We start from the raw sequence: 19,425 nt of genomic DNA, 5'->3' as shown, positions 1-19,425 counted from the left end.
TCACTTTGCGACGGCCGCGGCGACCTTGCTGATCGGCTCGGCGAGCGCGTTGATCCCGTCAGAGAGCTCCTTGAGCTCGGTCTTGCTCAGCGCGGTGTGCAGCTTCCACCCGTCGCCGTCCCGGTGCTTGCCGAGCAGTGCCTCGACGTTGGCGAACTCGGTGTCCAGCTGCGTGACCAGCTCCGGCGAGCGCTGCTGCAGCGCCGGGCGGAGAGCGGACACGGCGGCCTTGGAACCTTCGAGGTTGGCGGCGAAGTCCCACAGGTCGGTGTGCGAATAGCGGTCCTCCTCGCCGGTGATCTTGCCGCTGGCCACCTCGTCAAGCAGTTCCTTGGCACCGTTGGCGAGCTGGAGCGGGGAGAGCTTCTCGGCGTTGGCCTTGGCCACGATCTCCTTGACGTCGGCCAGCAGGCGGTCGGCGATCGGGCCGTCCTTGCTGATGTCGCCGGACTGCCAGAGGTCCTTCTCGATCCGGTGGAAGCCGGTGAACTCCATCCCCTCCTCGACGACCTCCTCGCGGCCATCGATCTTGGGGTCGAGGTCGCCGAAGATCTCGGCCACCGGCTCGATCCGCTCCCAGTAGGTGCGGGCGACCGGGTAGAGCGCCTTGGACTTCGCGACATCCCCGGCCTTGACCGCGCCGACGAACTCCTCGGTCTTGTCCAGGAGCGCAGCGGTCTGGCTCTTGATGTAGCGCTGGTAGTTGTCCGTGGCATCAGCCAGCGCTGCGTCGGCGGTGAGCGGCTGCGCCGACCCGCTGACCTTGAGTGCACCCCGGATGCCCTTGCCGCTCATCCCGGGCTTGCAGGCCGTCTCGTACGTGCCGGCCGGCAACTCCACGTGCAGCTCACGGCTCAACCCGGGGGCGATGTTCTCCACCTCGCCCAGCACGCGGTCACCGTCGGCATACACGTAGAACTCGGTGACCTTCGCACCCGAGTTCGTGATCTTGAAGGTGACGGTGCCGGCACCCAGCTCGGTCGAGCCGACCTCGCAGGCGGTGTCGCTGGCCTTGACCACGATCGGGCCGCCGGCCCCAGCCGAGTCACCCTTGTCGGAGTCGGAGCAGCCGGCCACACCGGCCGTCGCCAGCACGCCGGCGGCAGCCAGCGCGAAAAACTGGGTGGTACGCATCTGAGCTGTCTCTCCTCGTGGGGTCAGCCGCGCTGCGGCGTGGACGCCGACTCGGCCTCGGTGCCGGTGTCGGCTCCGCGCTCGGTGACGGGGGTGGTGGTCGCGGTGGGTGCCGGCTTGCGCCGGGCCGGTCGCAGGAAGAGCAGAAGGACCGGCACGGCGTACCCGACCCAGGCGATCGTCTCCAGCACGGTGGGCGCGGGAGTCACGTTGAACATGCCGGCGAGCAGGGCGGCGTACCAGGTGCTCGGGTCGAGCGTGGTGGTGATGTCGAAGGCCAGGTTGTTCAGGCCGGGTAGGACACCGGCCTCCTGGAAGTCGTACACGCCGTACTTGAGGATGCCGGCGGCGACCAGGATCAGCAGCACGCCGGTCCAGGTGAAGAACCTGGTGAGGTTGATCCGCAGGGCGCTGGCGTAGAGCAGCACGCCGAGCACCACGGCGGTGCCGATGCCGCCGATCAGCGCGAGCAGCGGCCCGCTGTCGCCGGACGCGCCCTGGGCGGCCGAGTAGAAGATCAGCGCGGTTTCCAGGCCCTCGCGGATCACCGCGAGGAAGGCCATGCCGGCGACCGCGAGGGACCCGACGGCCAGCGCCTCGGTGAGCTTGCCCCGCAACTCACCGGCGATGGTCCGGGCGGCCCGGCGCATCCAGAAGATCATCCAGGTGACGAAGACCACGGCGGCGACGGAGGTGATCGCCTCGAACAACTCCCGGTCGTCGGAGCGGGCCAGCAGCGAGGTGGACGTGTATTCGATCAGCCAGCCGAAGAGCACCGACAGCGCCACGGCCAGGCCGACGCCGGCCCAGACCTGGGGCAACCGGTCCCGGCGCTGCGACTTCACCAGGAAGGCGACCAGGATGCTGACCACCAGGGTCGCTTCCAGGCCTTCCCGCAGGCCGATCAGGTAGGTGGCGAACATCCGGGCTCCGAGTTGATAGGCATGCCTCAGCTAACTTAGGGCAGGCATACCTTTCTCCCGACCCGGGGCCCTCGTCAAGTCGTTCACGACAAGCTCACTCACCCGAGAAGGTCTCCTCGACCGCCCGGACGGCGGGCCACCCCCCCCATCGGCTGTGGAAGGATCTCCGCCGTGAAGGGATTCCTGCCGTGGCTGACGGTGCTGGCCGTGGTGCTGCTGCTCAGCGCGCTGCGCCTGCGAGCGCTGGCCACCGTCGTTTCAGTCGGCTGGCTGGCCTGGTGCGTCTGGACATGGTTCCGCCCCGCCCGCCGCGGCCCTCGTTCGGGCTGAGCCCGCGACCCACAGGCGGAAACGACGAACCGGGCCGGCTGCGAACAGCCGACCCGGTCGAAGAGACGTCGATCAGTAGCGGTAGTGATCCGGCTTGAACGGACCCTCCGTGGAGACACCCAGGTACGTGGCCTGTTCCTTGGTCAGCGTGCTCAGCTTGGCGCCGAGCGCGCCCAGGTGCAGCCGGGCCACCTTCTCGTCCAGGTGCTTGGGCAGCACGTAGACGCCGATCGGGTAGTCCTCGGTCTTGGTGAACAGCTCGATCTGGGCGATCGTCTGGTTGGCGAACGAGTTCGACATCACGAAGCTCGGGTGCCCGGTCGCGTTGCCCAGGTTCAGCAGACGGCCCTCGGACAGCACGATGATGGCGTGCCCGTCGGCGAAGCGCCACAGGTCGACCTGCGGCTTGATGTTGACCCGCTCGACGTCGGAACGCTTGGCCAGGCCGGCCATGTCGATCTCGTTGTCGAAGTGGCCGATGTTGCCGACGATGGCCTGGTGCTTCATCCGGGCCATGTGCTCGTTGGTGATGACGTCAAAGCAGCCGGTGGCGGTGATGAAGATGTCCGCCTGCTCGACCACGTCGTCCAGGGTGGCGACCTGGTAGCCGTCCATCGCGGCCTGCAGCGCGCAGATCGGGTCCACCTCGGTCACCACGACCCGGGCGCCCTGGCCGCGCAGCGACTCGGCGCAACCCTTGCCCACGTCGCCGTAGCCGAGCACGACCGCCATCTTGCCGCCGATCAGCACGTCGGTGGCCCGGTTGATGCCGTCGATCAGCGAGTGGCGGCAGCCGTACTTGTTGTCGAACTTGCTCTTGGTCACCGAGTCGTTGACGTTGATGGCCGGGAAAAGCAGGGTGCCAGCGCGGTGCATCTCGTAGAGCCGGTGCACGCCCGTGGTGGTCTCCTCGGTCACGCCCTTGATGCCGGCGGAGATCCCGGTCCAGCGCTGGCCGTCCTCGGCGAGCGAGCGGTGCAGCACCTCGAGGATGACCGCGTACTCCTCGGAGTCGGCGGACTCGACCGGCGGGACGACACCGGCTCGCTCGAACTCGGCGCCCTTGTGTACGAGCAGGGTGGCGTCACCGCCGTCGTCGAGAATCATGTTCGGGCCCTGGCCGTCCGGCCACACCAGCACCTTTTCGGTGCACCACCAGTATTCCTGCAGGCTCTCGCCCTTCCAGGCGTACACCGGGACACCGGCGGGGGCCTCGGGGGTGCCGTTCGGGCCGACGACGGTCGCCGCAGCGGCGTGGTCCTGGGTGGAGAAGATGTTGCACGACGCCCAGCGCACCTGCGCGCCGAGCGCGACCAACGTCTCGACCAGGACGGCAGTCTGGATGGTCATGTGCAGCGAGCCGGTGATCCGCGCGCCGGCGAGCGGCTGCGCCTCGGCGAACTCCCGACGGATCGCCATCAGGCCGGGCATCTCGTGCTCGGCAAGCTGGATCTCTTTACGCCCAAACTCGGCGAGCGACAGATCCGCCACCTTGAAGTCGCCGTCGGCAAGCGTGCTCGGCCTGGCCGGGAGGGTGCTGGTCATAAAAGCTCCTGTCGAACGATGTCTGCGCCGACTCTCCACCTTACGCGCGCCGACGACCGGCATCGGCGACGGTCCACGGACAGCGCACGGGGCGGTCGGTGATGAACGGACTTACCCGCCCACGTCCCGCCCGCCCCGCGCATCCCCCCGGTTTGGTTCCCCCGCACGTTCTCGGACCGTCGTCACGATAACGCTGCGTATTCATAGAGTCACACTCGGGCAGGGTGACGTCAAGCTATTCCGGGAAAGTCGGACTTGTGTCGGTGTCAGTGCAGCCCGGACGTCGCCACGTACGCCTCGCCGGCGCCGCTGATCCGCAGCGGCTCGCCGGCCGCGTCGCCGATCGCCGCCTGACCGGACGCGAGCGTCAACGCCCCCGCCCCATCGTCCACCGTGATCGAGCCGGAACTGCAGAGCACCACCCGGGGACCGGGCAGCGGCAGCGTGACCGAGAGCACCGCCGCGCCGACCCGGACCCGGTGCAGCGCGAAGTCGTCCACCGGCACCGGCCACCAGTCCACCCCAGGGCCGACCGGCTGCGCGGCCCGGACCGGATCGTCGAGCACCTCGAAGCGCAGCACCCGCAGCAACTCGTCGACGTCCACCCGCTTCGGGGTCAGACCGCCGCGCAGCACGTTGTCGCTGGCCGCCATGATCTCCACTCCACAGCCACTCAGGTAGGCGTGCAGATTGCCGGCGGGCATCCAGATCGCCTCCCCCGGCACCAGCCGCACGTGGTGCAGCAGCAGCGCCACCAGCGCGCCCGGATCCCCCGGGTACGCCGTGGCCAGACGACGGACCAGCTGCGCGTCCGGGCCGCCGGCCGACGCCGCCAGCACGGAACCCAACAACTCGTCGCGCTCCGCGACCGGCCAGCCGAGCAGCGTCCGCATCGCCGTCCGCAACCCCTCCGGCCCGGCGTGCAACGCGGCGACCACCGGCGCCAACTCCGGTACGCCGAACGCGGCGAACGCCTCGGCCGACTCCGCCGGGGCCCGGAAACCGCACAGCGCCTCGAACGGGGTGAGCGCGACCAGCAACTCCGGCTTGTGGTGCGGGTCGGAGTAGTTGCGCCGCCCTTCGGGACGCCCCGCCTCCGCCGCGTAGCCGGCCCGGGCCTGCTCGGCGTCCGGGTGGGCCTGCAGGCTCAGCGGAGCGTCGGCGGCGAGGACCTTGAGCAGGAACGGCAGCCGGCTGCCGAACCGCTCGGACACCCGCTGGCCGAGCCACTGCCCCGGCTCGTCGCGCACCAGGTCGCAGAGGCTCACCCGCAGACCAGCACGGTCCACGCTGGCCGGAGCGCCCGGGTGGGCACCCAACCACAGCTCTGCCTCCGGGCCCTCGCTGGGCACCGGCCGCCCCTGGAGAAGAGCGATGGCCGAGCGGGACCCCCAGGCGTAGTCCCGGATCGGTCCGTACAGTGGCTCCACCCGTCAGCCCTCGGGCCGTCCGGTCGCCTCGCCCGACGCATCCTGCTGCTGCGGCACCGCGGTGTCGGCGGCAGCGCCGGTGCCGGCCTTGGCTGCGGCGACGCTGTAGATGTCCGGCTCCAGGTAGATGACCCGGGCGATCGGCACCGCCGCGCGGATCCGGGCCTCCACGGCGTTGATGCCACTCGCCAGGTCGTGAGCGCTCTCCCATTCCGGGACGGCGATCTTCGCGGCCACCATCAGCTCTTCCGGCCCCAGGTAGAGCGTCTTCATGTGGATGATCCGCTCCACCTCGGGGCCGTCGGTCACGGCCCGCTCGATGGCGGCCAGCTCGGACGCCTCCGCGCCCTCACCGAGCAGCAGGCTCTTCGTCTCGATGGCCAGCACGATCGCGATGACCACCAGCAGCACGCCGATCATCGCGGTGCCAGCGGCGTCCCACCGGCCATTGCCGGTGATCAGCGTCATGCCGACGCCGAACAACGCGAACACCAGGCCGACCAGCGCGCCGAAGTCCTCCAGCAACACCACCGGCAACTCCGGTGCCTTGGCCCGGCGGATGAAGCGCACCCAGGACTGGCTGCCCCGGATGTGGTTGGACTCCTTGATGGCCGTCCGGAAGGAGAACGACTCCATGATGATCGCCGCCACCAGCACGACGACCGGCAGCCAGTGCCAGGACTTGATGCCCTCCTTGTGGTCCCACTTGTGGTACGCCTCGTACAGCGCGAACAGGCCACCGATGCTGAACAGCACGATGGACACGATGAACGCGTAGATGTAGCGCTCACGGCCGTACCCGAACGGGTGCTCCGGGGTGGCCGCCCGCTTCGCCCGCTTGCCGCCGAGCAGCAACAGGGCCTGGTTACCGGAGTCGGCGACGGAGTGGACCGACTCGGCCAGCATCGACGACGAGCCGGAGAGCAGGAACGCAATGAACTTGGTGACGGCGATGCCGACGTTGGCCAGCAGGGCGGCGACAATCGCCTTCGTCCCACCGTTGGCGCTCATGCGACCGCTCCGCTCCGCCGAACGAAGCCGATCGGTCCGCGCATGGCGCACCGCCCCCTACGTTCGCTCACTGGTTCGACAGCTCCTTCATCTCGGTGATGGCCGGCACGGCCATCGGGTCCAGTCCGTGGGCCAGGGCAAGATAGACCGAGGCGAAATCCGGCACGGCGATCAGCGAGGCCAGCCGCTCCAGTGCGGAGCCGCCCTCGGCGGTCACCACGTCGCACCGCACGCCGCGGCGCTCGGCGAGGGTCTGCACCGCGTCCGCGCGGCGCTCCTCGACGGCGAAGGGCTCGTCGGTGTCGTCCTCGGCGTTGAGCCCGCCGTCGCGCAGCAGCACCAGCCGCAGCCGGGTGCCCTCGCCGTCGTCCTCCGCCGGGTCGGCGAAGATGTCCCGCTCCCCCTCGGCCAGGCCGCCGAAGACGCCGTCGAGCAGCCCGACCCGGCCCCGGCCGGCCTCACCGAGCGCTCCGGTGACCACCGGGTAGCGGGCGTTGGCCGAGAGGGTGTCGCCGAACCGGCGGGCCGCCACGGTGGCCAGCGGGGACGAGCCCCAGACGATCGGGATCGAGCCGGCCAGCGCCAGGGCCAGGGACTTCGCCGGGTTGACGAAGGACTCCGCGGCGGACCGGCAGCGGTCGGCATCCGCGTCGAGCCGGGCCGCGGTCTCCGCCAGGTCCGCCTCGTTGACCTTCACGAGCCCAAGGGAACGGGCGGCGAGCAGGACCGGCACGGTGAGCGCCCAGAGGCTGGCCCGAGCCGGGGCTCGCCGGGGCACCGGGATGAACGGCGCCCGGGCCTGCTCGGCGATTGATTGCAGCTGCGAGTCGGGGGCACCCACGGCGACCAGTCGGGCACCACGTCGGTGCGCCGCCTCGGCGGCGCCGAGCGCCTCCGGGCTACGACCGGACGCGCTCACCGCGATCACCACGTCGGCCGCGCCCACCCATCCGGGTACGCCGGCGCTGCGGTGCGCGATGACCGGAACGGGGCAGCGTGGCCCGGCGACCGTGGCCAGCACGTCCCCGGTACGCCCCGCGGTGCCGATGCCGGCGATCACGACGGCTCGGGGCCGCCCGTCGTCGGCGAGCACCGCCAGGTTCGCCTCGGCGGCCAGTGCGGCACTCTCGCGGACCTGCGCACCGGCCGACGCCGTGTGCCGGAGCATGCCGCCCGGGTCGTGCTCGGCCAACGCCTCCGGGTTGTCGAGCAGGGCCTCGTCCGCGTCCCGACGTCCGCTGACCCCGGCCGTACCGTCGATCATGATTGCTGCCCAGGGCCGCCGCGCGCCTCGTCGAGCAGCAGCACCGGCACGTCGTCGCGGACCTCGAAGATCCGGCCGCACTCCGTGCAGGTCAACGTCTGCGCCTCGGCGTCGTAGGTGAGCGGGGCGTGGTGCGTGTCCGGACAGGCGAGAATCTCGAGCAACTGCGGATCCAGGGCCATGGCCCGGCTCCTTCCACGTGTGCGGCTTGACCGGCGGCGGTGCCGACCGGCGCAGGCGATCTTATCGGCGAACGCGGTCGAGCACGTCGTCCCGGAGCGAGACCATCCGATCCCGGGTGGGCGCCTCGACGTTGAGCCGCAGCAGCGGCTCCGTGTTGGAGGCGCGCAGGTTGAACCAGGCACCGTCGGGGAAACGCAGGGTGAGCCCGTCCATCTCGTCGGTCACCGCGTCGGGGTACGCGGCCCGCACCTCGGCCACCGCCCCCGCCTGGTCGGCCACCGTCGAGTTGATCTCGCCGGAGGCGATGTAGCGCTCGTACTCGCCGGCCAGCACGGACAGTGGCAGCGACTGTTCGCCCAGCGCGGCCAGGGTGTGCATCGCCGCGAGCATCCCGGTGTCGGCGAACCAGAAGTCCCGGAAGTAGTAGTGCGCGGAGTGCTCGCCGCCGAAGACGGCATTGGTCCGGGCCATCTCCGCCTTGATGAAGGAGTGCCCGACCCGGGCGACGACCGGCTGCCCACCGTGCTCACGGATGATCTCCGCAACCGCGCTGGAGGTGATCAGGCCGTGGATCACCGTGGAACCCGGGTGCTTGGCCAGCTCACGCGCGGCGACCAGGGCCGTGATCGCCGACGGCGAGACCGGCTCCCCGCGCTCGTCCACCACGAAGCACCGGTCCGCGTCACCGTCGAAGGCCAGCCCGATGTCGGCCCCGTGCTCGACCACCGCGCGCTGGAGGTCGACCAGGTTCGCCGGATCCAGTGGGTTGGCCTCGTGGTTGGGGAAGGTGCCGTCCAGCTCGAAGTAGAGCGGCACGATCTCCAGCGGCAACGGCGACAGGGCGGCGTCGCCCAGCACCGAGGGGACGGTGAAGCCGCCCATCCCGTTGCCGGCGTCGACGACCACCTTCAACGGCCGGATGCCCGCGAGGTCGACCAGCTTGCGCAGGTAGCCGGCGTAGTCGGGGAGCAGGTCACGCCGCTCGGCCGGCCGGGTCGGCTCACCGGCCGGGCGGGCTTCGCCCGAGTCCAGCAGGGCCTGGGCCCGCTCCCGGATCTCCGCCAGACCGCTCTCCTGGCCGATCGGACGGGCGCCGGAGCGGCACATCTTGATGCCGTTGTACTGCGCGGGGTTGTGGCTGGCGGTGAACATCGCACCAGGCAGGTCGAGCGAGCCGGAGGCGAAGTAGAGCAGGTCGGTGGAGGCGAGCCCGATCTCGATGACCGAGCGCCCCTCGGCCCGTACGCCGGCGGCGAACGCGGCGGCCAGCCCTGGCGAGGTGGCCCGCATGTCGTACCCGACGACGACCGCGTCACCCGGCTCGTCGGTGGAGTTGAGCAGCTGGGTGAATGCGGCTCCCAGTGCCTCGGCGACCCGTTCGTCCCACTGGTCCGGCACCGTCCCTCGGACGTCGTACGCCTTCACAATCTGGGACAGATCAGACACGTGTTCCACTCCTTGGCCGCAGGTCGACACCGAACCTGAGCCTAACGGAGGGCCCAGCTCAAGCCCCGCTCAGCCGGGGAGCCTGGGCATGAAAACAGTGTGACCGTCGTCGGTAGGTGGATCCCCGGGCAGTTTCCCTGGCAGCGGACGGGCTCCGGGTGACCCCGGCATCGGCTGCGTCGCCTCCGGGGCCGAACCGGGACCATCTGGCCGGGCACCGTAGACCCCGCCGGTGGCAGGGCGCGGGGATGGCACGGCACCCCATCCTGCGGCCGGTTGCTGCTGGCCGTACACCTGACCAGGGCGACCGGGCGCGGCCGGCGACCCACCGCCGGCGCGATAGGTGGTGCCGCCGGGGTTGCCCGGCAGGGTGCCGGGCGGCTCGTCGGACGGCGTCCGGTCCTGTCGCGAGCGACGGAACAGCAGCACGATGAGGAGCAGCCCGACCGCCACCATCACGATGCCGAAGAACATCACCAGCGATCCGCCGCCGGACGATTCGGCGGCGGTTGCCGTGGTGTTCGGCGCGGCGGACACGCCACCCAGCGCCGCCGGATTCACCGCGTCGTTGGCGGTCGCGGCCTCGGTCGGACTTGGAGTGGGCGTCGGCTTCTCAGACGGCGTCACAGTCGGCGACGGGGTGACCCGCGCTCCGGTCACCTTCGCCGAGTCGCTGCCCCGACCCAACTCCTGACCGAGCGCACTGACACCCACGCCGGTGACGGCGAGCCGGCCACCCGGGACACCCGGGGCGAACGCCACCCGGTACCGCACCGTGATGCTCTTGCCCTTGCACAGCTTCGGCTTCGCCGGTGACGTCTGCGCGGTCCCCACGCTGCCGGCACCGCCGGTGAGGGCCACCGGGAACCAGCGCTTATCCGCGTTGACCTCGACCGTCACCTGGTTCGGCTGGAGACCCTCAAGGCTCAGCACCAGCGCGGTACGCAGCAGGACGCACCCGTCGGTGCGCTTGCGCACCGCGACGTTCACCCCCTGCGGGGAGCCACCGGCGGCGAAGCTGCTGGCCGCACCCACCCGGACCGAGTCCTCGTCAGCCAGCGCCGGCGACGCACCGAGCATCAGCAGGCCGCCCACCAGACCACAGACCGTCGCCAGCCGTGCCACGCGTCGACGCACCGTCATGGTCACCTCACCGTCCTCCCCGGGTGGGGTTCGCGGGTCAGGTTACTACCGGCCCACCCACCCCGCCGCTGATAGAGCGGCCCGGATGTGTGCGGCGTTACGGTTTACGGCCCGGCCCGCCGACCTGCTGCGGAAGGTGTATCGGTCGGGCTGTCCGCGCGATCAGTCGGCCTGCTCCGCGCGATCAGTCGGCCTGCCCCGCACGGGCGAGGGCGTCGCGGCAGAGTCGGTCGGCGGTGCGGGTGGTCTCCGGCAGGCGGTAGCGCGGACTCAGCGCGAGCACCTGTGCGGACGCGTTCTCCAGGCTCATCCGATGGCCGACGCTGACGAAGACCGGTTTCACCCCGTCCCGTGTTCGCAACACCCGGCCGACGACGTCGCCGCCGTCGCGCAACGGCGACCAGGCACCCCGCTCGACGGCCGGCGGATCCCACGTCCCGACCAGCGGCGTCTTTCCCACCCCGATCGCGGGCAAGCCGGTGACCACCCCGAGGTGACAGGCCAGCCCGAACCGGCGCGGATGGGCCAGCCCGTGCCCGTCGCAGACCAGCAGGTCCGGGAGGGTGGTGAGGCGACCCAGCGCGGCGAGCAACGCGGGCAACTCACGGAACGCGAACAGCCCCGGCACGTAGCCGAACGCCGGCCGACCCACGCTGACCGCGGAGTCCACCACGGCCAACGTCCGGGCGTCCAGCACCGTCACGGCCGCGGCCAGAAGGTCACCACCCTCGGCGTACGCGACGTCCAGGCCGGCCACCGTCGCGGGCGCACTCGGCCCCGGCCCGACCAGGTCGACCAACGGCCGCAACTCCTCCTGTACGGCCATCGCCTTCACAACACTGCCCGGCACCACCACACCCCCCGGCACCGCCGCCGCTCGCCATGATCCACTCGGCATCACGGATATCGGGCTATCCCCCAGACCTGGATGCCCCGATATCACCAAACCGGAGTCGATCTTCGCTTCCCACGACTGCGGGGACCCACGATCAGGCAAGGCTCGCCCCCATGCGGATTGACGAATAGCGACCTGCTCCCTTCGCATCGCGTGACACGCCTGGACGCCTGCCGGATCCACATCTGCCTCACCGCTGACCGAACGGCTGTCGACCACCGCCCCCGGAAGTTGCCGCGAACATGGCGCGGATCCCCTCCTCGTCGGGCAACGCGGTACCACCGGTGACGGTCACGGCCACGTTCTCGGCCGTCGCACGATCAACGGTCTCGAAGCGGTCAATATTTCGATAGTCATTCACGAAGCGCACAACAAGCCCCGGATCGAAGGCCCAACCCCGGCTGCGGTGATCCCAAAGGATCGCCTTGCCTGCACCCACATCCATGATGAATAGACCTGCGGGCCCTCCCACCCTTTCGTCATTCCGGTAGATCACGTAATACGTCAACAATTTCCTTCTCCAACTGAACGGCGACGTCTCCTGCTACTGGGAAGTCGTGAGACCCGAGTCCCAACTCCCGCACTACCTGCGCAAAGCTAGTCCCTTGCCGGTCGAGCCAAGATCGATACTTCTGCCAGGCATCTCCGTTCCGACTCAACCACTTGGCAAAGCTGGCGTCCTTAGTCGGGAACTGATCGTCCAATCCGGGGGGTACGCACTCCGACATCCGGCGCTCACGGTTTGTGGCAAGCATCCGCAGGAACGCTTGCACATGCTCCTCCGGCCTGCTCGAGACCTGGCGCAGGATCTCGTAGTCGCCGTGTGTCTGCATCCACGCTTCCCTCGACTCGCGTGTGTGCATCTGCAACTCAAGGAGGAACCCGTCCGGCGATCGGAGGGTGCAGTTGAATCCATAGAACCTGTTACCTGCCCGCCAGAAGTTCTTGAGGTCCGACTGTGAGACGTTGAAACCAGCCTCCACGAGGCCCACGAGCACCAGTTGGACACCGTGCCGATAGTTCTCCCCAGATGGCATCTCGAACAAGAACCTCAGGACGTCGTTCACTGTCTCCGCGAATTCCTCGACTCCGATGTCCAGACCCCGTGCCTCATCGAGGTACTTCCTTGCCAGTGAATCCAGCCCTTTAACGCGAAAGTCGCGATCGCGCAGTTGAACCGGCTCGCTGAGGCCCATAGTCTCCGTCACGTTCCGCCCGACCTGAGCCAAAGCGTCCTCGACTCGATCAGCAACCCCGAGCGCGCGATCACGAAGGCCGGTCAACGCCTCCCACTCCGCAGTAGCGAGCTGCGCCAACTCACCGGTCAGAGGATCCGGCTCGCCGTTTCCGGCCTCGCCGCCGTCCGACGTGACGGGGTGCTGCACCGACCCCGGGCCGTCCAGCAGCAGGTACATCCGGTTGATGTACGGGTCACCATGGCCGCTGTCGTCCTCCGTCGGCGGGTGGTCCGGCAGGTCGGGCCGCTCACTGAACCGGCCCCGGGCAAGCCCTCCGAGCGGCATCGGCCGGCCGTCCCCGCTCAGCACCAGCGCGTCGATGCCGACCACATCGGGGTACAACGGCCGGTCCCGGACCACGCCGTTCTGCGGGTCGACGTAGAGCACCGTGCCGTTCTGGTTGAGCGCCACCCAGGCGTGCGAACCGCCGTGTGGCCACTCGGTGACCAGGAACGCGTAGCTGCCGTGGCCTCCCAGCAGCAGTTGGTCGTGCAGGTTGCGGAAGCCCCGGTCGGCGGCCTGCCGCGCCTGCTCGGCGTGCGGGCGCTGGTCGGACGGCGGGGCGAGGAGTTGCTGGAAGCGCCCGCCGGTCACGTCCTCGACCCGGCCCGGGCCGCCTGCCTCGCCACGGATGGGGCGCTGGATGTCACCGTCCAGGTAGCCGTCGAAGGTACGCGGCGCCGACACCCGTGGCCGCCCGTGCACCCAGGTCTCGAACAACGACAGCGTGCAGTCCAGGCAGTTGATGCCCCGGGTGGCGTCGGCCGCGGGACCTCCGTCGTTCAGGAGCCGGAACCAGCCGCCCTGTCGGGGGTCGGCGGTGCGTGTGATGGTGCCATTCGATTCGCGGGGCATCTGCCGTTCGACGTCGACCTGGTGCAGGGCGAGCGGTGGGCGCAGTCCTCCGGGCCGCCCGTACGGCCGGGAGTCATCGATCGGCGGGGGACCGTCGTCGCCGGTGAGCCGGGACGGACCGGTGGTCTCCACCGCGCCGAGCGCGAGCGCGCCCACGTCCCGGTTGGCGTATTCGAAGGTGGCGGCGTCGATGTCCACGACCAGCGGCGCCGTGGTGCCGGCCAGCACCGCGTCTGCCAGGTCACGCCATTGGCCGTACGCGCGTGTCTCGGCGTTCGCGGCCCGCTGCCAGCCGTCGGCCCACTGCCGGTGACCGGTTTGGTGCAACTGTCGAGCATAGGCGGAGTATTCGACGGCCCTGCGATCGTGCTCCGCCGCCCGGGCGCGCATTCGAGCGGCCTCTGCCTGCCGGCGATTGTTCTCGAATCCGTTTCGCTGCGACTCGTAGTGGCTCTGGTAGCGCCGCCGCTCGGCGGCTTCCGCCTCGGCGGCCCACTGCGCCGCGTACCAGGCGTTGGTTTCGGGGGTGGGCACCGGCGGATCGCCGAACGCCGCTACATCGACGGGAATCGACGCCCTGCCCCGAGCCGGATGGGCCGGCGCTCGCATCGGCGCGAGCAGGTCGGGCGTCGGGACGCGCGATGGCACGGCGTATCGGCCCACCACCGGTGCAGTGTTGGTGCCCGGCAGCGTGCCGTTGGTCGCGGTTGGGGCGGCGAACGTGACCGGCGCTGTCGGGCCGGGGGCGGTAGTCGGCGCTGGCGTGCCAGTCGACGGAGACCAGGCGGTTGGGGCTGAGGTGGCGGCGTGCTGGCCCGGCGTGACACCGGTGGCCGGCCCGCTGGTCGGTTCGAGGGTCCCGGCCACGGGTGCGACCACCGACGAGAGCGTCGGATCGGTGGCCACTGACGAGAGCGTCGGGTCGGCGGCCACCGGAGGGAGCGTCGGATCGGCGGCCACCGGAGGGAGCGCCGGATCGGCCGCGACCGGGTGCGTTGTGTCGGCCCGCTCCGGGAGAGGCCCGTCCGCGACCGGCAGCGACTCGGACGGACGCAGTGAACGCTCAGCAACGTCCGCGTCGGACAGTGCGCCGACCGGCATCGGCGACGACGAACCGTTCACGTGGGAGTCGCTGAAGGACGGCAACTCGGCACCCTGCGACAGCTCAGGCAGCACCACCTGGTCCGGTGACGACGAGGCGGCCGCCGCCTGCACCGCAACGCCTGGAGACGAAACCACCCCATCCGCTGTCGCCACACTCGCGGCCACCTGAGGTGGAGCCGCCGTGAACGCAGCCCCGGTAAAGGACGACGCAGAGGATGCCGAGTCGCCCGCGAGAGGCGCCACGGAAGGAAGGGAGGGGCCGGCGAGTGATGCCCCGGCGAGGGCGTTGGCCTGGGCGTCGAGCCGGGCGCGTAACGCGTGGTCGGTCTGGCCGGTCGCCGATCCGGTGGCCCCGGACGCGGCAGCGCGTACCACGTCCTCCACCGAGGTGAGACCCTGACCGGTGGCCAGGCTTGCGGCGCTCTCGGCGAGCACCTCGCCGGTCATCTCCCGCCCCAGATGTTCCCCGGCTCGCGCCGCTCGCCCGGCCGTGCGCCGGCCCAGGCCGGCCAGCGGTGCCACCGCCCCGCCGGCGAGCCCGCCGACCGCCGACGCGCCGAGGTCGGTCAGGTCCAGGCCGTGCGCCCGCCCGGTGGAGTTCTGGTAGGCCTGGGTGGCCAGGGTGACCCCGGCCTCCTCGGCGGCCTCCTCCGCCCCTTCACGGGCGGCGCGCTTGGCGAGCCCGCGCACGCCACCCCGCGCGACCTCCTTGGCGGCCCGCTCGCCGGCCTCCTTGAGCCCGTGTTTGAGGGATTTGCTGGCCAGTTGGCCCATCAGCCGCTTGAGGATCTGTTGAACCAGCAGCCGGGTCGCGGTGATCGCCGCGCCGGCGGCCGGCGTGGCGGCCCCGGCCGTGAGCACCGCCACCACCGCCACCGAGAGCAGCTCGACGACCAGGATGCCCAGCTCGATCCAGATTTCCAGCTTGGCGCCCTCGATGTCGCAGCCGCACTCCTCGACAAGCCGGCCCAGGTCGGCGGTGACCGCGAGCAGCACCGGGAGCGGCGCGTCGGCGCCTTCGGCGATCCCCCGCCAGGCTGCCTCGAAGGCCGCGTCGACCGCCCCGACGCCGCCGTACCCGCTGTGCACCTCCATGGCGGCCGCAGCCGCATCAGCGTGCGGGCCGGTGAGTACGGAGGCGACGGCGTACCACTGGTCGGCGACGTCCCAGACGGCCCGCTCGTTGCCCTCCGGCCACTGCACGCCGACCACCCAGTCGAGGGCGTCGTAGATCCAGCCCGGCGCGTCCCAGGGTGCGTAGTCCAGTGGATGCGGAATCGGGCTCGGCAGCACGCTCATCGGGATCGCCGGCCGTCAGCGCTGGTCGGCGGCCCGACCGAGCCGGGCGGCGCTGGCCCCGTCGGTCTGCACGCTCGCATCGACAGCGCCAACCACGTCGTCGCCCAGCTCGGTGAGCCGGTGCCCGACGCCCGCCCAGGCCCGCAGCACGGTCTGCTCGAACCTGCGGTAGTTGCGCTCGAACGCGGCGCCGATGTCGTCACGACCCCATGGCCTGGCACCGCTGGCGGTCTCGATCGCACCACCTTCCGCCGCCCGACGGGCCGTCACGGCCTCGCCGGCGAGTGCCAGGTCGGCACCGCCCCGGCAGGCCCGGGACGGGTCGAGCCAGAGCTGCCCGTCGGTCATGCCGTCCCCTCGCCCCTGCCGAGCGCGGTGTCGGCGCGGCCGAGCAGCGCGCCGTAATCTCCGGTACGCAGGAAGTCCACCGACCCGGAGCCGGTCGGCATGCTCTCGGCGACGAGGTCGCGGGTGGCGTCGGTGGCAGCGGTCGCGGCGGCGCGGATCGTTTCGGTGATTTTTCGGCTGAGCGCTCCGACGTCCCGGTCCCGGTAGACGGCGGGTGCCAGCTCGACCTCGATCAACTGGCCCTGGGCGCCCACGGTCGCCGTCACCTGCCCGTCGGCCGACCGCCGGGTCACCCGCAGCTCGGCGAGCCGCGCCTGCAGCGTGTCCAAACCGGACCTGAGCTGCTGGTATTGCCCGTACACCTCGTCGAATCGGGCCCTTAGCTCACGATTGGCGCCCCGGTCCACGTGATCGCTCACCGCCGCCCCTCCCGTCACCGTCGGTAGACCGAAACCATACCGGCCGCCATCGATTCGTGTAGTCCGGTAGTTTCAGTGCGTGATCGACCGTCGACAGGCCGAGCAGCTCGCGGCCACCTGGGCTCGCCGTGATTCGCAGCGCCTCGGCCACGAGTGCACGCCAATGGTCGACGAGTTCGACCTCGGCTACGTCATCACGTCAGTCGTGCCCACCGAGGTACGCACGGTCCCCGGCGATTTGCCGACGAGCGTCATCGACAAGCAGACCGGCAGAGTCACCACCTGGCCCCGGGTGCCGAGCACGGTGGTGGCCGAGTTATATCGGCGCAGCCAGCCCGCGGGGCCGACCGCTCCCCGTACTGTCGATCCAGCCAGTCTGCTGGTCCGGGAAATCCATCGGGTAGCTACCCCGAACACCGCGGCGCACCTGACCGTCGACGGACGAATCTGGACGGCCCAGGGCGCGAAGGGCGGCGTGCCGCTGAATCATCACCCGCTCGTCCGCACCTATCTGGACCAGCTGCCCCCTGGGGATCTGGTCCGTGGCGGGGAAGCTCACGCCGAGCTGATCGTGGTCTCCGACGTGCTGCACGAATACGACCACCGCCGGGCCGCCGAGGGCATCGCGCCAATGGGTCGGGCCGAGGCGGCGGCCTTGCTGGAGGACGCCCCGTTCGAGATTGTCCGGATCCGAGAGCCGGATGATCCCGCTGGTGGCCCCGCCGAGCTGCCCTGCGACTCGTGCATCACCTTCCTGGTGCGCGCCAACGTCCTGCCGGAGTCGGCTCGGGCCTACACCGAAACCTGGCGGGCGCCGGCGCAGCCCGACCCCGATCCTGGGCGCTTCCCGGCGGAGGTCGCCAACGCTCTGGTCGCGGCCGGGTGGCGTCCGCACATCGGGGACCAGATCATGGCTGCCGCAGCCGTGCGGGATGTCACCGCGGTGCCGGGGCTGACCCACCAGCACACGGTCTTTCCCGCCGCCGTGGAGGCGCTGACCGCGTTCCCCAGCCTGGTCGGTGCCCGCCGCGGCCGGGGCGAGCAGGTGTGGATTTCCCGTTTCGACATCCGCCCGCACACCATCGCGCACACCGCCGACACGCTGGCGGACTTCGGCGCGGTGCTCGGCGTGCGACTCTTCCCGATCGGCACCGAGCAGCAGGACAGCATCCTGGCGGTGGACGAGCGCGGCCGGGTCTTCGCGCTCGATCAGGCCGGTGAGTGGTTCCTCGGCGACACCATCGACGCCGCACTGACGACTCTGCTGCTCGGCCGCGCCCCCGCAAGGGTCCGCGACGACGGCACCTGGCAGGCCGACTGAAGCGGGAGGCCGATCACAGCGCCAGGCCGGTCAGCATCATGACCCGGGGCTCGGTGTAGTCGTCCATCGCGCTGCGCAACCCCTCCCGGCCAACCCCGCTGCCCTTCACCCCGCCGTACGGCATCTGGTCGGCGCGGTAGGACGGCACGTCGCCGATGATCACCCCGCCCACCTCGAGTGTGCGGGCGGCGGAGAAGGCGACGTCCAGCCGGTGGGTGAACACGCCGGCCTGCAACCCGTACGCCGAATCGTTGACCGCGGTGAACGCGGCCTGGTCGTCGGCGACCGGGGCGACCACCAGCACGGGCCCGAAGACCTCCTCGGCGACGACCTTGGCGGTGGCCGGCACGCCGGTGAGCACGGTCGGGGGATGCGTCGCGCCGTCGCGGTCGCCACCCACCTCGATGGCGGCGCCGGCGGTGACCGCCTCGGCCACCCACGTCTCGACCCGGCGGGCCGCGTCCTCGGACACCATCGGCCCGACGTCCGTCAGCTCGGAGGTGGGGTCTCCGGTACGCAGCCCACGCACCGCCGCCACCAACCGGGGCAGAAAGTCGGCGTAGAGCGCGTGGTGCACGTACACCCGCTGGACGGCGATGCACGACTGGCCGGCCTGGTAGTTGGCGAACGTCGCGATGCGCTGCGCGGCGAAGCCCAGGTCCTCGTCGGACGTCCAGTCCGCGCAGATCACGGCCGCCGCGTTGCCGCCCAACTCCAGCGTCACGTGCTTCTCCGGCACCGCGCGGCGGATGGCCGCGCCGACCGGCCCGGAGCCGGTGAACGACACCACCGGCAGCCGGGGATCGGTGACCAGCTCGGCGGCACGGTCGTTGGGCAGCGGCAGCACCGAGAACATCCCGACCGGAAGATCGGTCTCGGCCAACAACTCGCCGAGCAGCAGCGCGGACAGGGGCGTCGCGGGTGCGGGCTTGACGATGATCGGCGCACCGACGGCGATGGCCGGTGCCACCTTGTGGGCGACGAGGTTGAGCGGAAAGTTGAACGGCGTGATGCCCAGCACCGGCCCTCTCGGCACCCTCCGGACCAGCGCGATCCGACCGCCGGCGGCCGGGTCCGTGTCGAGTCGTTGCAACTCCCCGGAGAAGCGGCGGGCTTCCTCGGCAGCCCACCGGAAGGTCGACACCGCCCGCCCCACCTCGGCCCGCGCCCACTTGACCGGCTTGCCGTTCTCCGCGGTGATCAGGGCGGCGACCTCTTCGGCGCGCTCGGCGAGCCGTCGGGACACGTGGTCCAGGGCCGCCGCGCGGCCGTGCGCGGGCAGGGCCGCGGCCTGCGCGGCCACCTCGGCCGCCGCGGCGATGGCGGCTTCGACCTGGTCGGGCGTGGCGAGGGTGGTACGCCCCACCGGGCGCCCGTCGTACGGGTGGTGGACGGTCAGCTCCCCCTCGCCGGTGGCGGGGCGGGAGGCGACGAAGAAGGCTGCGGGCTCCACGTCGAGCAGCGTAGACGAGAGCACGGCCGACGGAAACAGTTGCCCCAACCCTTGTCTGCCGCGAATTCAGTAGCCAAGATGGCA

General features: G+C 70.9%; 17 protein-coding genes. 2 read left to right on the top strand and 15 right to left on the bottom strand.

Annotated features, from left to right (window positions below; translation table 11 throughout):
• Nucleotides 1–1,134, bottom strand: coding sequence for an iron uptake system protein EfeO (efeO, locus tag OG811_RS15690; RefSeq protein ID WP_406075193.1), 1,134 nt, complete (start codon nucleotides 1,132–1,134; stop codon nucleotides 1–3).
• 23 nt (nucleotides 1,135–1,157) lie between these two features.
• Nucleotides 1,158–2,057: an iron uptake transporter permease EfeU gene (gene efeU, locus OG811_RS15685; protein ID WP_406075192.1), complete on the bottom strand. Its 900-nt coding sequence runs from the start codon at nucleotides 2,055–2,057 to the stop codon at nucleotides 1,158–1,160.
• Between the two features lie 171 nt (nucleotides 2,058–2,228).
• Here efeU and OG811_RS15680 point away from each other — a divergent pair, with 171 nt between their 5' ends.
• Nucleotides 2,229–2,387: a hypothetical protein gene (locus OG811_RS15680; RefSeq protein WP_406075190.1), complete on the top strand. Its 159-nt coding sequence runs from the start codon at nucleotides 2,229–2,231 to the stop codon at nucleotides 2,385–2,387.
• 72 nt (nucleotides 2,388–2,459) lie between these two features.
• Here the strand turns inward: OG811_RS15680 and ahcY are convergent, their stop codons facing one another.
• The 12 genes from ahcY to OG811_RS15620 all read right to left on the bottom strand — a co-directional run bounded on the left by ahcY (nucleotide 2,460) and on the right by OG811_RS15620 (nucleotide 16,567).
• Nucleotides 2,460–3,932: an adenosylhomocysteinase gene (gene ahcY, locus OG811_RS15675; protein ID WP_406075188.1), complete on the bottom strand. Its 1,473-nt coding sequence runs from the start codon at nucleotides 3,930–3,932 to the stop codon at nucleotides 2,460–2,462.
• A 266-nt stretch (nucleotides 3,933–4,198) separates the two neighbouring features.
• A complete protein-coding gene (gene manA / locus OG811_RS15670; RefSeq protein ID WP_406075186.1) occupies nucleotides 4,199–5,362 on the bottom strand; it encodes a mannose-6-phosphate isomerase, class I in 1,164 nt (387 codons plus the stop codon).
• A 3-nt stretch (nucleotides 5,363–5,365) separates the two neighbouring features.
• Complete coding sequence (locus OG811_RS15665; protein ID WP_406075184.1) at nucleotides 5,366–6,373, bottom strand: cation diffusion facilitator family transporter; 1,008 nt, start codon at nucleotides 6,371–6,373, stop codon at nucleotides 5,366–5,368.
• Nucleotides 6,374–6,440: 67 nt separating this feature from the next.
• Nucleotides 6,441–7,637 (bottom strand): SIS domain-containing protein, encoded by a 1,197-nt coding sequence (locus tag OG811_RS15660; protein WP_406075182.1) that lies wholly within the window; start codon nucleotides 7,635–7,637, stop codon nucleotides 6,441–6,443.
• Complete coding sequence (locus OG811_RS15655) at nucleotides 7,634–7,819, bottom strand: Trm112 family protein (RefSeq protein WP_007455824.1); 186 nt, start codon at nucleotides 7,817–7,819, stop codon at nucleotides 7,634–7,636. The genes OG811_RS15660 and OG811_RS15655 overlap by 4 nt, the downstream gene beginning before the upstream one ends.
• A 61-nt stretch (nucleotides 7,820–7,880) precedes the next feature.
• Entirely contained in the window at nucleotides 7,881–9,266 is a 1,386-nt protein-coding gene (locus OG811_RS15650) for a phosphomannomutase/phosphoglucomutase (protein WP_406075179.1), read from the bottom strand.
• A 69-nt stretch (nucleotides 9,267–9,335) separates the two neighbouring features.
• Entirely contained in the window at nucleotides 9,336–10,409 is a 1,074-nt protein-coding gene (locus OG811_RS15645) for a hypothetical protein (RefSeq protein WP_406075755.1), read from the bottom strand.
• Nucleotides 10,410–10,593: 184 nt separating this feature from the next.
• Entirely contained in the window at nucleotides 10,594–11,307 is a 714-nt protein-coding gene (locus OG811_RS15640; RefSeq protein WP_406075177.1) for an endonuclease V, read from the bottom strand.
• Nucleotides 11,308–11,494: 187 nt separating this feature from the next.
• Nucleotides 11,495–11,812, bottom strand: coding sequence for a hypothetical protein (locus OG811_RS15635; protein WP_406075175.1), 318 nt, complete (start codon nucleotides 11,810–11,812; stop codon nucleotides 11,495–11,497).
• Nucleotides 11,784–15,800, bottom strand: coding sequence for a toxin glutamine deamidase domain-containing protein (locus OG811_RS15630; RefSeq protein WP_406075173.1), 4,017 nt, complete (start codon nucleotides 15,798–15,800; stop codon nucleotides 11,784–11,786). Before OG811_RS15630 ends, OG811_RS15635 begins: the two co-directional genes overlap by 29 nt.
• 15 nt (nucleotides 15,801–15,815) lie before the next feature.
• Nucleotides 15,816–16,148 (bottom strand): hypothetical protein, encoded by a 333-nt coding sequence (locus tag OG811_RS15625; protein ID WP_406075171.1) that lies wholly within the window; start codon nucleotides 16,146–16,148, stop codon nucleotides 15,816–15,818.
• A complete protein-coding gene (locus tag OG811_RS15620; protein ID WP_406075169.1) occupies nucleotides 16,145–16,567 on the bottom strand; it encodes a YbaB/EbfC family nucleoid-associated protein in 423 nt (140 codons plus the stop codon). The genes OG811_RS15625 and OG811_RS15620 overlap by 4 nt, the downstream gene beginning before the upstream one ends.
• Before the next feature lie 79 nt (nucleotides 16,568–16,646).
• On the opposite strand from OG811_RS15620, the gene OG811_RS15615 reads away from it, so the two are divergent.
• A complete protein-coding gene (locus OG811_RS15615; protein ID WP_406075167.1) occupies nucleotides 16,647–17,888 on the top strand; it encodes an SUKH-3 domain-containing protein in 1,242 nt (413 codons plus the stop codon).
• A gap of 13 nt (nucleotides 17,889–17,901) precedes the next feature.
• On the opposite strand, the gene OG811_RS15610 is transcribed toward OG811_RS15615, so the two are convergent.
• Complete coding sequence (locus OG811_RS15610) at nucleotides 17,902–19,341, bottom strand: aldehyde dehydrogenase family protein (RefSeq protein WP_406075165.1); 1,440 nt, start codon at nucleotides 19,339–19,341, stop codon at nucleotides 17,902–17,904.
• Nucleotides 19,342–19,425 lie beyond the last annotated feature (84 nt).

It is taken from the genome of Micromonospora sp. NBC_01638 (assembly GCF_045209745.1).
Taxonomy (GTDB): domain Bacteria; phylum Actinomycetota; class Actinomycetes; order Mycobacteriales; family Micromonosporaceae; genus Micromonospora.
This window is presented reverse-complemented; position numbering and strand designations above follow the sequence as displayed.